This window comes from Methylocaldum gracile (genome assembly GCF_053646815.1).
Map to the genome: position 1 here is coordinate 4110317 of NZ_CM132196.1, position 16513 is coordinate 4126829.

General features: G+C 57.6%; 9 protein-coding genes. All 9 read left to right on the plus strand.

From position 1 onward, the window contains the following. Window positions 1-205 precede the first annotated feature (205 nt). A complete protein-coding gene (locus tag ACWJJK_RS18290) occupies window positions 206-1420 on the plus strand; it encodes an NAD(P)/FAD-dependent oxidoreductase (RefSeq protein ID WP_156879655.1) in 1215 nt (404 codons plus the stop codon). Between the two features lie 271 nt (window positions 1421-1691). Then, the gene (recC, locus tag ACWJJK_RS18295; RefSeq protein ID WP_454128346.1) at window positions 1692-4949 is read left to right on the plus strand and encodes an exodeoxyribonuclease V subunit gamma; all 3258 of its coding nucleotides are present in this window, start codon (window positions 1692-1694) and stop codon (window positions 4947-4949) included. Window positions 4950-5239: 290 nt separating this feature from the next. Beyond that, window positions 5240-6775 (plus strand): SIR2 family protein, encoded by a 1536-nt coding sequence (locus ACWJJK_RS18300; protein ID WP_454128347.1) that lies wholly within the window; start codon window positions 5240-5242, stop codon window positions 6773-6775. Between the two features lie 372 nt (window positions 6776-7147). Then, the gene (locus tag ACWJJK_RS18305) at window positions 7148-8149 is read left to right on the plus strand and encodes an OmpA family protein (RefSeq protein ID WP_077730411.1); all 1002 of its coding nucleotides are present in this window, start codon (window positions 7148-7150) and stop codon (window positions 8147-8149) included. A gap of 383 nt (window positions 8150-8532) precedes the next feature. After that, complete coding sequence (recB, locus tag ACWJJK_RS18310) at window positions 8533-12198, plus strand: exodeoxyribonuclease V subunit beta (protein ID WP_156879657.1); 3666 nt, start codon at window positions 8533-8535, stop codon at window positions 12196-12198. Window positions 12199-12312: 114 nt separating this feature from the next. Beyond that, complete coding sequence (gene recD, locus ACWJJK_RS18315; protein WP_156879658.1) at window positions 12313-14184, plus strand: exodeoxyribonuclease V subunit alpha; 1872 nt, start codon at window positions 12313-12315, stop codon at window positions 14182-14184. Window positions 14185-14324: 140 nt separating this feature from the next. After that, a complete protein-coding gene (locus ACWJJK_RS18320; protein WP_240506964.1) occupies window positions 14325-14939 on the plus strand; it encodes a methylthioribulose 1-phosphate dehydratase in 615 nt (204 codons plus the stop codon). Beyond that, window positions 14936-15496, plus strand: a complete 561-nt coding sequence (locus tag ACWJJK_RS18325; RefSeq protein WP_077730340.1) for a 1,2-dihydroxy-3-keto-5-methylthiopentene dioxygenase — start codon at window positions 14936-14938, stop codon at window positions 15494-15496. Before ACWJJK_RS18320 ends, ACWJJK_RS18325 begins: the two co-directional genes overlap by 4 nt. Further along, the gene (mtnC, locus tag ACWJJK_RS18330; protein ID WP_086134257.1) at window positions 15493-16173 is read left to right on the plus strand and encodes an acireductone synthase; all 681 of its coding nucleotides are present in this window, start codon (window positions 15493-15495) and stop codon (window positions 16171-16173) included. Before ACWJJK_RS18325 ends, mtnC begins: the two co-directional genes overlap by 4 nt. Window positions 16174-16513 lie beyond the last annotated feature (340 nt).

Here is a 16513-nt window from a genome sequence, read left to right on the forward strand (position 1 = left end):
GCCTCAGCCATTACAAAGACTTACCTAATCCGGGCGGGGCGACGTTCGCGCAGGCAGACAGCCGGTCCAAAACCGGAATACATTGTCAAAGGACCTCCATGCAAGGCAGAATTGGGCGGACAAGCCAAATCATTGAGAATGAATCTGAAAATAAGAAATCTCGATTAATAAATTCTAAAACTCATCCACCCAAGAGGAAGACCCCATGGATAGCAAGATTCATCATCGTGTCGTAGTGATCGGCGGCGGCGCCGCCGGGCTCGGCATCGCCGCCCGTCTGCTGCATGCCGGGATAACGGATGTCGCCATCATCGAGCCGTCCGAGAAGCATTATTACCAGCCCTTCTGGACGTTCGTCGGAGGCGGCGTCGTCACTCGCGAGCAGTCGGTCAAACCGATGGCCGAGTTGATCCCCAAAGGCGCCACCTGGATACGCGATGCCGCCGCGGAGTTCGATCCCGCCAACAATTCGCTGAAAACCGAGGGCGGCAAGGAAATCGGCTACGACTACCTGGTCGTCTGTCCGGGGCTACAGATCGACTGGGACAAGATCCCGGGCGTAAAGGAAGCGGTAGGCAAGGACGGGGTGTGCAGCAATTACAGCTACGACACCGTGAACACCACCTGGGAAAACATCCGGAACTTCAAGGGCGGCAACGCCGTGTTCACTTTTCCGCCGCCGCCCATCAAATGCGCCGGCGCACCGCAGAAAATCATGTATTTGGCGGAGGATTATTTCCGCAAGCACGGCCTGCGTGACAAATCCCGCGTCGTCTACTACTGCGCCACGCCCACCATCTTCAGCGCGCCCAAATACGCCGCCAGCCTGATGGAACAGGTGGTGAAACCGCGCAATATCGAAGTTCATTTCAAGCACAATCTGGTGGAACTGCGCCCGGCGTCGAAAGAGGCCGTGTTCAAGAATCTCGATACCGGAGAGAGCGTCGTTCAGCCCTACGACATGATCCACGTGGTTCCGCCCATGAGCGCTCCCGACTTCCTCAAGAAAAGTCCGCTCGGGAACGAAGGCGGGTGGGTGGACGTAAATAAGGACACCTTGCAGCACGTCCGCTACCCCAACGTGTTCAGCCTGGGCGATGCCAGCAGCCTGCCCACGTCCAAGACGGCGGCGGCAGTCCGGGCGCAAAGCCCGATCCTGACCGCGAATCTCCTGTCGGTCATGAACGGCGGACAGCCGGTAGCCAAATACGACGGCTATACTTCGTGCCCGCTGATCACCGGTTACGGCAAGCTGATCCTGGCCGAATTCGACTACGACCTGAAGCCCAAGGAAACCTTTCCCTTCGACCAGGGCAAGGAGCGCTACAGCATGTATCTGTTGAAGCGCTACATCATTCCGGTGATTTACTGGCAGGGCCTGCTCAAGGGCTATCAGTGGCCTCATCTGGGCAAGGCGTAAACCGGCATCCCCGCGCCGCAGGAATGGCAAAGTCCGTAGGCTGGAATGGAGCTTTGCGTAATCCCAGTTCGATCTCGCATCTGATCTCCTGAAAATGCTGGGTCTCGTTCCTGGACCCAGCCTACGGCGCTGCACCTCGTAAGCCGGAGCCTTTCCCACGAGGCGGGCCCAAGCGCAATCCGCTATTTGCATGGCAATACCGATCTTTCCCTCTCCCGCTGGGAGAGGGCTAGGGTGAGGGTATTAAGAACGAAACCTAACTGACCGCCCCGTGCTTCGCCTCTACCAATCCGACAAGCTGGAATTTCTCGCCGAACTCTTGACGGCGGACAGCACACCGCCGGCCTCCCCCTTCGAACCGGAAATCGTCATCGTTCAAAGCCTTGGCATGGGACGCTGGCTGTCCCTGCGCCTTGCGGACAATCTCGGCATCTGCGCCAACGTCCGTTTTCTGCTGCCGGCCTCGTTCATCTGGGACCTGCTTCGGCAATTCCTCGGCGAACTCCCGAGGCGTTCGGCATTCTCTTCCGAGGTACTCACCTTCCGCATCTTCGACTGGCTGGGACAAACCGCGAATCTGGAGCGAACTCCGCGCCTGTCCGGGTATCTCCAAAACGGAGACGAACTCCGCCGGTTCCAACTCGCTAAGCGGATCGCCGATCTGTTCGATCAATATCTGATGTACCGGGCCGACTGGATAGCCGCCTGGGAACGCGGCGAAACGCTCGCCTTGGACGGCGACGAGGACTGGCAAGCCCTATTGTGGCGCGACCTGAGCATGGGGGAAGCTGCGCCCCATCGCGCCCGTTTCATGAACGAACTGCTGACGGCGCTCGAATCCGACTCGGCGGCCGATCGGCTTCCGCGGCGCATCGCCATCTTCGGCGTTTCCTCGCTGCCGCCGGCCTTTCTGGACGTGCTGAATGCGCTCGCCAGGCATACCGAGATCAATCTATACGCGCTCAATCCCTGCCGCGAATACTGGGGCGAAATCCGGGATGAACGGGAAATCGGCCGCGTGGCCGGAGAACGCTCGCCGGAAGATCTGTACCTGGAAGTGGGGCATCCCTTGCTGGCATCGCTAGGGAAACAAGGCCGCGAATTTTTCGATTCCGTGGCCGAGCATTCCGAGCTGCACAGCTTGTTTCGGGCGGAACCGCCGCGCGATTCGCTGCTGCACATACTCCAGGCCGACATCCTGGAACTGATCGACCGCCGCAGCGCCGGGCGCTTGGCCGTACGGCCGGACGACCGCTCGCTGCAAGTCCATGCCTGCCACAGTCCGATGCGCGAAGTCGAAGTCCTGCGCGATCAGCTTCTGGCACTGTTCGACGCCGATCCTGAATTGAAACCGAGCGACGTGGCCGTGCTGACGCCGGACATCGAGCAATACACGCCTTACATCGAAGCGGTATTCGCCGAATGCCGCGACGCCCCGATGATCCCCTTCAGCATCGCCGACCGCGGTTTGACCCACGAACAGCCGCTCCTGGAGACTTTTCTCTCGCTGCTCGATTTGCCGGAGAGCCGATTCGCGGCGGACACGACGCTCGGCTTTTTGGAGCAACCCGCCATACAGCGCCGTTTCCGGCTATGCGAAGACGATCTTCCCATGATCCATCACTGGGCGCGGGCGGTCGGCACCCGCTGGGGACGGGACGGGACCCACAAGACCGAATACCGGCTGCCGGACATTCCGCGCCACACCTGGCGCGACGGCCTGAAGCGCCTGATGCTGGGTTATGCCCTGCCGCAGGAACTGGCGGGTGACGGCTTTCCGCTGTTCGCCGAAACCCTGCCTTACGACGACATCGAAGGCAGCCGGGTCTTGATCCTGGAGCGGTTCGCGGAATTTCTGGAAACCCTGTTCGAATGGGCGGACCGGTTCAAGGCGAAGCAGCCCGTGACGGAGTGGGTCGAGCGCTTGAACAGCTTCATCGACCGGCTGTTCGATCCGCGGGACGAGGACGAAACGCTGCTGCTCCAGCTGCGCGGCACCCTCGATCTGCTGCGGGAACTCTCGGAACAAGCCGGCTTCCGCGAGCCGGTCGGGATACGGGTGATCAAGCGCTGGCTCGCCGACCGCCTGTGTCAGCCATCGAGCGCCGGCGGCTTTTTGACCGGCGCGGTCACCTTCTGCGCGATGGTGCCGATGCGCAGCCTGCCGTTCAAGGTCATCGCCGTGCTCGGCCTGAACCACGACAGCTTTCCGCGTCAGCGCCATCCCCCCGACTTCGACCTGATGGCGAAGCATCCCCGCCGGGGAGACCGTTCCCGCCGGCTGGACGACCGCTATCTCTTCCTGGAAACGCTGCTGTCGGCGCGCGAGGTGTTTTATCTCAGCTATGTGGGCCGCAGCGTCCGCGACAACGCCGAACTCCCGCCTTCCCCTTTGGTGTCCGAACTCATCGACGTCGCGAAACAAAGCTGCGAGCTGGCCGAAGGCGACATCGAGTCCCATCTCGTTACCCAGCACCCGCTGCAACCGTTCGATCCCGGCTACTTCAAGGACGACGCAAGGTTGCCGGGCTATTCGTCGACTTGGCTGGCCGCGGCCCGCCTGATCGGACGAGGCGACCAGGAGCCCGCACCCTTGTTTTCCGGCCCTCTACCGGAACCCGAAGAGGAATGGCGCACGGTCGATCCGGAAGGCCTTGCTTATTTCTTCAGCAACCCCGCCCGTTATCTTCTGCGTCGGCGGCTGAACCTGGTTCTGGAAGACGCCGCAACGGAGTTCGAAGTGCGCGAACCGTTTGCGCTCGATTACCGAACGAGAAACCAGGTCCGCCAGAACCTCCTGAACGCCTTGGCGCTGGACCGAGAACCGCACAGCGCGCTGCTGCTCGCCGACGCCCAGGGCCTTTTGCCCCACGGCCGCTTCGGCGAAGCGCTGCACGGCAAGGAGCAACGGTTGGTCGAAAGCTTCGCCGTCAAACTGCTCCCGGAGCTCGTCAAACCCCGCTTCGAGCCGATGCCGGTGGATTTCGAAGCGAACGGCCTGCGCCTCATCGGCTCCCTCGCCGAAGTCGGCGCTAGCGGCCTTACCGACTACAGCTTCGAAGAGCCGAGCCCCCGCCAGCTCTTCGACCTCTGGCTCCGGCACCTGATGCTTTGCCTGATCGCCCCGAAAAACGTGACGCCGCAATCCATCCTGCACACGCCCAAGCAAACCCTCACATTCCATGCGGTCCACGATCCCGAAAACGAACTCGTGAAACTATTGAACGCCTACTGGCAGGGACTATCCGCCCCGCTGCCCTTCTTTCCCAAGGCCAGTCATGCCTACGCCCGCTGCATACACGATCCGCCGGCCAGACTTGGCGGCGATCCGGAGGCTATCCGGCTCAACGCGCTAAGGCAGGCCTGGAGTATCTGGGAAGGGTCGGAGTTTCAGGCCGGCGAAAGCGTGAATTCCTATTACCAGACGGTTTATCGAGGCAGCGATCCTCTGGACGAAAGCTTCGAGGCGCTGGCCATCGAGCTTATAAGCCCGATGTTGGCGGCGATGACGAAAGAGGTATCTCGGTAATTGCCGATGAGATTCTTGAATTCGGTGTATACGATGCCTCTTTATCCCGAATTAGCCTGATCGATATTGATTACTTTTCCGTGTTATTGGGAGTGGGGCACGAAACTAACGTTTATCGATCAGGCCGGCATAAAACGATTACGCTTCGAACAAGGATACGGAGCGTAGCTATCGAAGTAAGATATTGGATATTTTCCGATTAAGATTTGGCTTCGTTCTTGAAGTCGATTTTACCTTGAATGTTTCGAAATTTTGACCTAACTAAGGTATTTATGGGTATAACATCAAAATTGATTGAGATTTTTAGATCAAGAAAAGCGGGACCATTTCTGTTTGTTGGATCGGGGTTTTCGAGACGCTACTTAGGTCTTGAGGATTGGAGAGGACTTCTAGAGAGATTCTGTGTTACTGGAAAGCCGTTTGAGTATTATCTAGCTTCTGCAAATGGGCACTACCCTACCGTTGCAGCTCTCTTAGCAAGAGATTTCAATGAGATCTGGTGGAACTCAGAAGATTATAAAAAAAGCGTAGAGCGCTTCAAGTCAAAAGTGAAAGATGAAACATCAGCTCTACGTATTGAAATCTGCAATTATCTATCAACCCTAGATCAGTCAAAAGCGATGGACTCTGAATATAAAGAAGAAGTTTCGCTATTATCAGGACTGAATGTTGATGGTGTCATAACCACGAACTGGGATATGTTTATTGAACAGCTTTTTCCTGAACATAGAACTTATATAGGTCAAGAAGAGCTGCTGTTTTCACATCCCCACGAAATTGGCGAAATCTACAAGATTCACGGCTGCTCTACTGAACCGTCTTCGTTAGTAATGACGAAAAAGGATTACGATGAATTTAACGAAAAAAATACTTATCTTGCTGCCAAATTAATAACTCTGTTTGTCGAGCATCCAATTGTGTTTATTGGTTATTCAATTTCTGATGAAAACATAAGCAGCCTCCTAAGAGCAATTGCTTCATGTATCGGCACGGACAAGATAGAGCAACTAAGGAAAAATCTAATATTCGTACAGCGCTTGTCTAATGGCGAAGAACCAATTATTTCTGATACATATCTAGCCATAAACGGTGTGCAGATACCGTTGGTTCTGGTGAAGACCAATAACTTCGGAGAGGTCTATCAAGCCATTGATACAACAAAGCGGAAAATTCCTGCAAGAGTTCTGCGGTACTGCAAAGAACAACTTTATGAGTTAGTGCAGTCGGCAGAGCCAGAAAAGAAGATATGCGTGGTGGATATCGACGAAATTGAATCAAAAGAGGATGTTGAATTTTTAGTTGGAGTTGGAGTTGCATCAAAAGAGCACGCGGGCCCAGCACCAATTGGATATGCGGCGATAGGTGCAGAGGAGCTAATCGAAGATCTATTGCTTGATAACAAAGGCTTCGATCATCAACAAATTGTTGACAACGTGCTACCCCGCGCCAGTAAGAACACCCCTTATATTCCAGTATTTAAATACTTGAGATCAATCGGAATTGATAGTGAAGAGAAGTACAGGCTGGCCAATATATGCCTTGATAAAGTTGTAAAAAAAGAAGTAAAGGATTTTAGACTGAAAATGTACTCGAGGCCATTCTTTAGAAACTATAGGCATAAAAGTATAGAGGAGATTATCCAGCTATGCACGCCCGAGAATTCTTCCGCGTACATTCCTTTCGTACCAAGCGATAAAATTGATCTAGATGTATTGAAAGAATTCCTCATCAATAATCTTGAAAAGATAGATTATAAAAAATCAAGCTACGCCAGTAATTTTAGAAAATTGGCGGCGCTGTACGATAGGCTAAAATGGGGTTGGTAGCCCGCAGGCGCAATATGGGAAAAGGGTCATATGGGAAAAGGGTCAGGAAAAGGGTCAGGCTTTTGTTATTTGCTTCAGACTTCTTTAGGCGAAGGGCCGTAGGATGCGGTGAGGAACGAACCGCCCTTCGACCAGGCTCAGGACAGGCATCAATCGCGAACGATGCGCCTCCTATCGTCGGCACATCCTACGAACTGCCGCTGAACAATCAGTAACCGCACAAATAATCTAATCTTGTTTTCAACCGGACGCGGTATCGCGCCGACGCAAGGCTTGGATTTCATGCCGGTAGCGGCCATGTTGCCGGCGGACGCACTGGAAACTCGGATAATTACAAATGCCCGATCGGGCGGAAAAAATCGAGGTGAACTCATGAGATTGCCATTGGGGATTTCGTTTTTGTTTTTGTTTTTGGCGGTTCCGGCCCTCTTTGCCGGGACGGTGCAAGCCGAGAAAACCGATTTGGCCGGTTCCGCCGATCATGCCCTGGTCGGACGTTACGAGGGGTCGGTTGTCACGTTTTACGAAACGAAAGCCCACGAAGAATTGAAGCTGCCGTTCAAACCGCTGGACCGTGGCCAAAAAGACAAGCCCGAGGCATGGCAGATCGGCGTGTCCGGGAAGCTCACCTCGATTCGATATGAAGGCCCCGCGGATCGCTCGATCCTGGAGGTCATGCGCAATTACGAGGCGGCATTGCGCTCGAAGGGATTCACGATTCGTTTCTTCTGCAAGGGCGCGAAGGAATGTTCGCCCGGCGGATCGGTCCCAACCTTCTGGGAAGCCGGGAACGGCCAGATCGGCATGCCGACGACCTGGGATACCACTGTCTATTTGCTGGCGGAGCGGGATGCGCCGGAAGGCCGGGTTACCGTCGGGATGCTCGGGGTCGAGACCAAGGCGACCAAATCCCGGCCTCTGACGCCGCATGTTGCCGTGACGGTCGTCGAATCGAAGCCGATGGAGGCCGACAAGATCGCGCTGGTCAAGGCCAGCGAAATGCAGCAGGCGCTGGAGCGCGACGGCCGGATCGCGATCTACGGCATCTACTTCGATTTCGACAAGGCGGAGATCAAGCCGGAATCGGAACCGCAAATCGCGCAATTGGCGGCGCTTCTGAAAGAAAACCCTAAGTTAAAGGTCCTCATCGTCGGACACACGGACGGCAAGGGCGCGTTCGACTACAATCTCTCGCTGTCCCAGAAACGAGCCCAGACCGTGGCAGACACTCTGGTGTCGGCCCATGGCATCGCTCGCGACCGCCTGACACCCGCGGGCGCCGGCATGATAGCGCCTGTCGCTTCGAACAAAACGGAAGAAGGGCGCGCGAAAAACCGGCGCGTCGAGATCGTCGAACACTACTCCGGCGGTTAAAGGCAAATACTACCCTCCTTCCACACGGCGTCAGCTTTCCCGGTCGTCTTGGGGACACCAAGACGACCCTTCTAATCGCAAACGGTTGCTTTAGAGCGTTTTCATCTCGCTCGTCCGGCAAAACAGGCTTGGCGGAAGTCGTTGGCGACTTCGGCTCGGGTGAATGGATTCAAGCACTCGTAGGTCGGCAATCCTTTGCCGACGAAGACGCTCGGCCGAGACGTGGTGTCGGGAAAGGATTCCCGACCTACTCGCGAATGCCCGTACAGTCGGTATGAAAATGCTCTAGCCGCAATCTTTCTCGTCGTTGCCGGAGAAGTGCTTCGTGGCGTAGGATGCGGCTCGTTCCTCACCGCGCTCTACGGCATTAAACGAAATCGCCCATGCTCCCTTCCAGCCAGCTATCCACCGACCATACCCCCGAGCTCGACATCTACGACGCCGAGCTCGCCGGGCTGAATCTGGTCGAAGCCAGCGCCGGGACGGGCAAGACCTGGACGATTTCGGGGCTTTACGTTCGGCTGATTCTGGAGCTTGGCCTCAGCGTCGATCAGATTCTGGTAGTGACGTACACCAAGGCGGCGACTGCCGAGCTTCAGGACCGCATCCGCAAGCGGTTGAGGGAGGTCCTTTCCGCCTTCGAAACCGGCGAAAGCGACGACGATTTCTGCCGCCGCATCATCGAACTGTACGGCGACCGGACCGAGACCGCCAGGCGCCTTCTCGGCTATGCGATCAGCGGGTTCGACGAGGCCGCGGTCTACACCATCCACGGATTCTGCCAGCGCCTCTTGAACGAAAGCGCCTTCGAGTCGGGAGCGGATTTCGATTGCGAGCTGATGCCGGACGAAACCGATTTGCTGCTGGAAATCGTCGACGATTTCTGGCGACGGGAGGTCTATCTCGCCTCCGCAGCTTGGGCCGATTATCTGGCCCAAACAAATCAATCGCCCGATGTCTGGCTGAGCGAAATTCAGCCCCATGTAGGCAAGCCGTTCCTGAAAATCGCCGGGCCCGTCGAACCGGCTGACGAGGAGGACGACATCGCGCGGTTCGGGCAGGCGGTGCTCGAAGCGGCGGAAGTCTGGTATGCCGAAAGGACTGCCATCGAGGCGCTGCTGCTGGATTATCCGAATTTCAATCGCACCCGCGCCAAACCCGAAAGCTTGCGGAACTGGCTAGCCGAAACGGCCGAATTTTTCGGCCGATGGCCGGCATCAGAACAGACTCCGCAGCCGGTCGTTTTACCCGAAGTCCCGCCCTTGCTCGATCTGCCGGAAGGTCTTCAACGTCTGACGCCCGAAGCCCTTGCCTCTGCCGTCAAGAAAGCTTGCGAGCCACCGCGGCATCCTTTTTTTCAACGTTGCCGGTCCGTGGTCGAGGCGGACGAGGCCCTGCGCCGAAATTTCGAAATCCGGCTTCAGTGCCTCAAGCGGCGCCTGATCGAGTTCTGCGACGCCGAACTGGACCAGCGCAAGAGCGCGCTGCAAGTCGTCTGCTACAACGACCTGCTGAACCGCCTGGCCAGCGCGCTGGATTCGGAACACGGCGAACGCCTGGCGGAAACCGTCAGCCGCCGCTACCGGGCCGCCCTGATTGACGAATTCCAGGACACCGACCCGATCCAATACCGCATCTTCCGCCGCATCTACGGAGACGGCGGCTCGCCGGTGTTCTTCGTCGGCGATCCCAAGCAGGCGATCTACGGGTTTCGCGGCGCGGACATCTTCAGCTACCTCGAAGCGCGGAGCAACGAAGGCATCACCCGCCGCACGCTGAAGACCAATCAGCGCTCCGAGCGCGATCTCATCGCCGCGGTCAATGCCTTGTTCGTCGGCCATCCGAAGCCTTTCCTGCTCGACGAGATCCCCTATCCGGAGGTAAGGCCCGCCGCACGGCAGCGTGCAGTATTGGATATCGAAGACGACGGCGAGGAGCCGTTCCGCTTTCTTTTGCTGCCGCCGGAGCAAGACGACAAAGGAAAGGAAAAGCCCTATTCGAAAGGCGCGGCAAGCCGGTTGACCGCCTCGGCGACCGCCTTCGAAATCGCCCGGCTGCTCAACGCCGCAAGCGAGGGCAAGGCGCGCCTGGGCGAGCGAAGCCTCGACGGGGGCGACATCGCTGTACTGGTCTCCACCCACGTCCAGGCGCGCTTGATCGAGGACGCGCTGTCGGCCTGCGGCATACCCAGCGTGCGCCAGGGGCAGGAGAACGTGTTCTCGACTCCCGAAGCGGCGGAACTCGAACGGATCTTGCAGGCGGTCGCCCAGCCCGGGCGGGAGCCGCTGATCAAGGCCGCGCTGGCGACGGAACTCATGAATCATACTGCCAACGCGATATTGGAACTGCAAAAGGACGAGAATGCTTGGGAAGCGATCTTCGACCGCTTCCAGACCTATCATCACGTCTGGCTGAGCGAAGGCTTCATGCCGATGTTCCGCCGCTGGTTCGAAGACGCCCGCATCACCGATCATTTGCCGCAATTCCGAGACGGCGAGCGGCGGCTGACCAATCTCCTGCACTTGGCCGAACTGCTGCAGGTAGAGAGCCGCAAAAAATCGAGTATCGATACGCTGCTGGGCTGGTTCGGCCGCGCTATCCGGAGTCCCTCTAAGAACGACGAAACTGCGCTGTTGCGACTGGAAAGCGACGCCAAGCGCGTGAAGATCGTGACCATACACACCAGCAAGGGGCTCGAATACCCGATCGTATTCTGTCCGTTTCTCTGGGACGGACGGCTGCGGCAGCGAAAGGCTCAGTCGGTGCTTCTGCACGCCGACGGCGAATCGGTACTGGACCTCGGCTCGGCGAAGCTGGAGGAAAACCGCCGTCAGGCCGTTCAGGAAGAAATGTCGGAAAATCTGCGTCTTCTTTACGTGGCGCTCACGCGCGCCGTTTACCGCTGCTATGTCGTCTGGGGCAATGTCCGGAACGGGCGGGACAAAAGCGAAGGCTTTCACTCGACCGCCATGGCCTGGCTGCTGCACGGCGGCTCGACGGCGCCGGAGGACGATCCGCTGGCGGCATTGGAGACAAGACTGCTGGAAGCCGATACCGGGTTTATCGCCGCCGACATCCGCGGCCTCGCGAAACGGGCGCCCGGCTGCGTTAGCCTAGGCTCCGTCGAAACCCGTCCGGTCCGCTACCGCGGCTCGGAACGGGAGGACGATTCAACCCTGGCCGTTCGCCCCTTCCGGCGTCCGCCGCTTTACCCGAACTGGCGCATGAGCAGCTTTTCGGCCCTGACCACCGGGCGGCACAGCGAAGCGCCGGATTACGACGTTCTGCCGGAATCCGAGTTACCGGAAGCGCCGGGCGATTCGATATTCGCCTTTCCGCGTGGCGCTCGGGCCGGATCTTGCCTGCACGCGATTCTGGAGGAGTGGGATTTTGCCTGCCGGGATTCCGAACGGCTAGCCGAACTCGTCCGCCGCAAATTGAAAGCTCACGGCATCGGAGATGGCTGGACGCCGACCGTACGGCAGACCATCGAAACCGCCCTCGAAACACCGCTCGACGACAGCGGGCTCAAGCTGTCCGATGTGCCGGAAGAAAAGCGCCTGGTCGAAATGGAATTCACTTATGCGTTGCGGGGGGGCGATTCCGAAGCTTTGCGGAAACTTCTCGCCGATCCGCGATTTCAACGCGACCGCCGCTATGCCGAAGCCGCCCGGCTGCTCGACTTCAAGCATATCGAAGGCTATATGAAAGGCTTTATCGATCTGGTGTTTGAAGCGTCCGGCCGCTATTACCTGCTCGACTGGAAATCCAACTGGCTCGGCAACACCCAGGCCGATTACGCTCCGGACCGCCTCGCCGCCGCCATGGCGCGCGAGCATTATTATCTCCAGTTCCTCATCTACACCGTCGCCCTGCACCGATATCTCAAGCAAAGGCTGCCGAGCTACGACTATGAAACCCATTTTGGCGGAGCGTATTACCTATTTCTGAGGGGTATTGGGCCGCAGAGAAAAACCGGAATCTTTTGGGACAGGCCGACTGAGGCATTGATCGAGGCTTTGGACAGCCTCTTGATGGGGACGTCGTAGCGCAAAACTGCGGCTCGACAACACCCCCGTCTAGTCGCTTGGCCAACGCCGATACTGTTCATAAAGAAAAATACGGCGAAAATAGGCCATCTCCCCATTTCGAATAATAAGGTCATGAACTCCGAAGCCCGCGCTGCCTCGTTGCGTTCTTCCGCACGTTCCTTACCGGCCGCACCGGCCTCGGCCGCCCAGAAACTCTTGAAGCTTTCGACGCTCGGAAAGCAGTTCGCCACTTACTTGGGCCGGCTCGACGGCAATCCCGACGAAGCGGTCATCTGGGCGGCACAGCTGGCTTACCAGGCCGTCGCGGAAGGTCATATCTGTATTCGTCTGTGCGACTATGCCGGCTCCGAGGTAGCCCCCGACGACGGCGAGGGCATCGTTACGCTGCCCGGTCTCGCCGATTGGCTGGCGCTGCTCCGAAAGTCCAAGCTGGTCGGGGCTCCCGGCAGCTTCGCGCCGCTCATCCTCGACGCGGACAACCGCCTCTATCTGACGCGTTACTGGCATTACGAGAAGACATTGGCGGACAACTTGATATCTCTCGCAGAGAGCCCATGCCCGGAAATCGATTTGGCCGAGCTTCGCGCCGAACTGGACCGGCTTTTCGCGCACAACACCGAGGTGCCCGATCGGCAGAAGCTGGCTGCGGCCGTGGCGACGTTGCGGCGGTTCTGCGTCATCTCCGGAGGCCCCGGAACGGGAAAGACCTCTACCGTGGTTCGCATACTCGCCGCACTCCAATCCCAGGCCGGAGAAAAGCCGCTGCGCATCGCGCTGAGCGCGCCCACCGGCAAAGCGGCGGCGCGGCTTCAGGAATCCATACGCGAACAGAAAGCGAAACTGCCGGTGCCGCAAGCCGTACTCGACGCTCTCCCCGAAACCGCCTCCACGTTGCATCGGCTGCTGGGCACCAAGCCCGACTCCGTTTACTTTCGCCATAACCGGAAAAATCCGCTGCCGCTGGACGTATTGGTGGTGGATGAGGCATCGATGATCGACCTGGCGCTGATGGCCAAGCTGATCGACGCCTTGCCGAAAGGCGCGCGGCTGATTTTGCTGGGGGACAAGGATCAATTGGCGTCGGTGGAACCCGGCGCGGTGTTCGGCGATCTGTGCGAATCGTCCGGCTACAGCCCGGCATTTTGCGATCAACTTTACGCAGCCTCGGGTGTCAAGATTCCGTCGGGCGATCTGTTCACACCGGCCCTGTCCGATTGTATCGCGCTCCTCACCCACAGCCATCGCTTCGGGTCGGAGAGCGGCATCGGCCAATTGGCGCGAATGATCAATGCCGGGCGCGCGAAAGAAGCGGTCGCGTTGCTCGCCGGCGGCCGCCACCCCGAGATTCATTGGGAGCGGACACGGGTCGGCGGAGTGGATTTGGTCCGAAGGATGGAAGGCGGCTATCGAGCTTTCTTCGAAGCCGTCGACTCGGGCGACGAAGCAAAGGACGTTCTGCGCCTTTTCGGCCGTTTTCGGGTACTGACCGCTCATCGGGAAGGCGATAGCGGAGCGGCGGGCATAAACCGCAGGTTCGAGGAACAACTTTACGTGCAACGGCGATTGCGCCGGGGAAGCCGATGGTATCCCGGTCGTCCGGTGATCGTGACCCGCAACGATTACGACCTCCGGCTGTTCAACGGCGATATCGGCATCGCGCTGGAAACCGGCGCAGGACTTCGGGTCTTTTTCGAGGATGCGGACGGCCACATCCGGGGATTTTCGCCGACACGCCTTCCCGAACACGAAACCGTGTACGCCATGACCGTTCACAAAAGCCAGGGTTCCGAATTCGACGAGATCGTGCTGGCGCTACCGGACCTTGAAAGCCCGGTACTGGACCGCCCGTTGATTTACACGGCCGTTACCCGAGCGCGGCATCGAGCGGAAATACACGGCTCGCAGAAAATTCTGGAAGACGCCATCAAGCGCGTTCCCGGACGATTCTCCGGACTTCGCGAGCGGCTTTGGACCTGTATTTAGCCCACATTTCTCATACCCCTTCGTCGCGAACTCGGGCTGCGAAGCAGATTTTCTCAACAATCTCTGAGAAATCTTCCGGATTGAGCCGGCCCATCGGGACGACTACAATGGCGAGCTTTGCTGCACGGCAGACATCATCCATGCACGACGAATTCCAGCAGCGCGCCAGCGAACTGATCGAAGCGGGGCGCTATATTCACGGCAGGGGGTGGGCCCCCGCAACCAGCGGAAACTTTTCCGCCCGGCTCGGCGACGGGCGCATCGCCATCACCGTATCCGGACGCCACAAAGGCGAACTGACCCCCGACGACATCATGCTGATCGATGCCGACGGCCGATCGCTGGACGGAAAAAAACCCTCCGCCGAAACCTTGCTGCATACCTCGATCTATCGCCGCTATCCGGATGTCGGTGCCGTGCTGCACCCGCATACGCCGAGCGCCACCTTGCTTTCGCGATTCTTTCGCGACGAACTGGTGCTGGAGAACTACGAACTGCTGAAAGCCCTGCCGGGAATCGACACGCATGAAACTCGAATCGTTATCCCGATATTCCCCAATGATCAGAACATTCCGCGGCTGGCGCTGAAAGTGGACGAATACATCGAACTCCATGGCAACATCTACGGTTATGTAATCGCAGGTCACGGATTTTATACCTGGGGAGCCTCGGTGAAGGACGCTCTGCGTCATGTCGACGCGCTGGAATTTTTATTTGATATCGAGAGTCGCTTACACGGAGTAAGAACGCCATGAGCTTACTGACCATTCATCCCGAAAATCGGCCGGAAAATGCCGAGGTGATCCGAGAACCGGAAACCATCGCCACGAAGCTTTGGGAAATCGGTGTGCTGTTCGAGCGCTGGACCGCCGACCAGGAACTGTCTCCCGACGCCGATCAGGAGTCCATTATCGCGGCCTATCGTCCATCCATCGATCGGCTGATCGACCGCTACGAATTTCGCTCGGTCGACGTCATCAGCGTACGCCCGGACCATCCGCAGAAGGCGGAACTGCGCACCAAGTTTCTCAGCGAACATACTCACGACGATTTCGAGGTGCGTTTCTTCGTCGATGGAAAAGGTCTCTTTTATCTGCATCCCAACGACAAGGTATACGTGCTGCTGTGCGAGCAAGGCGACCTCATCAGCGTCCCGGCGCATGTCAAGCACTGGTTCGACATGGGCGAGAATCCGAATCTGAAGGCAATCCGCTTATTCACTTCTCCAGAAGGCTGGGTCGCTCGATTCACCGGCGCCAATATTGCCGACACCTTTCCCAAACTCGAACAATTTTTGACCCAGTACGTATGATTAGCGCGATTTTGACTGACATCGAGGGAACTACATCATCGATATCCTTTGTCAAAGATGTATTGTTCCCCTACTCCCGCGAGCGTATGATGAGTTTCGTCGCTCATCATGCCGATAATCCGGATGTAGCGAAGCTGTTCGACGAGGTGCGTTCACTCTGCGGAATGGAGTTGAGCACGGTACAAGTCGCAGAACAGCTGATTCGCTGGATCGATGAGGATCGAAAGTCACCGCCCCTCAAAGCATTGCAGGGGATGATATGGGAAGAGGGATACCGCAAACGGGATTATTGCGGTCACATCTATGAGGACGCCGTGCGCAAGCTAAGGGAATGGAAAGCTCAGGGCATCGATCTCTATGTATTTTCCTCGGGATCCGTCCACGCCCAAAAACTCCTGTTCGGACACACCGAATACGGCGATTTGACGCCGCTGTTTTCCGGTTATTTCGACACTCGGATCGGCCCCAAGCAAGATGCCGATTCCTACCGGGAGATTGCTCGGCAGATTGGCTTGCCGCCCGCCTCCATCCTGTTCCTCTCGGACGTTGAAGGGGAATTGGACGCTGCAAAATCCGCCGGTTTTTTGACGTGCCAGTTGGTTCGTGAAAGCACTGATTCGGGTCGGACTGCCCATGATCGGGCAGCGGATTTTGATGCCATCAATATTTCTTTATGAGAAAAGAAGCATTTAACGACCAGACCGGGACAGTATCGACAGAGCCGCCGAGCTTTGAATCACAGGCACTTAGCGGCTACTCACGAATGGCGCGATTTATGCTTTAAATGAGGAGGTAGTTTTAAAGCTTGATTCCGTAAGGCACGAAAAGTAAAGTTCGCGTTTTTCGGTGGGCGGGTTGCCGTTCACCCGGGCATCGACGAGTTCCCCGCCTCCGCGCATTGGTGGCGGAGAAGGGACTACGGAGAATTCTTCGATGCCTATGCGAAGACCTTATTTAAAAAAGGGAACTTAGCATATGAGCACTAACACAAATTCTCATAATAGGCATCGAATATCC

Coding starts and splice junctions, on each gene's coding strand:
- ACWJJK_RS18320 (WP_240506964.1), top strand. CDS start 14,325: ATGCACGACGAATTCCAGCAGCGCGCCAGCGAACTGATCGAAGCGGGG.
- recD (WP_156879658.1), top strand. CDS start 12,313: ATGAACTCCGAAGCCCGCGCTGCCTCGTTGCGTTCTTCCGCACGTTCC.
- ACWJJK_RS18325 (WP_077730340.1), top strand. CDS start 14,936: ATGAGCTTACTGACCATTCATCCCGAAAATCGGCCGGAAAATGCCGAG.
- recB (WP_156879657.1), top strand. CDS start 8,533: ATGCTCCCTTCCAGCCAGCTATCCACCGACCATACCCCCGAGCTCGAC.
- ACWJJK_RS18305 (WP_077730411.1), top strand. CDS start 7,148: ATGAGATTGCCATTGGGGATTTCGTTTTTGTTTTTGTTTTTGGCGGTT.
- mtnC (WP_086134257.1), top strand. CDS start 15,493: ATGATTAGCGCGATTTTGACTGACATCGAGGGAACTACATCATCGATA.
- ACWJJK_RS18290 (WP_156879655.1), top strand. CDS start 206: ATGGATAGCAAGATTCATCATCGTGTCGTAGTGATCGGCGGCGGCGCC.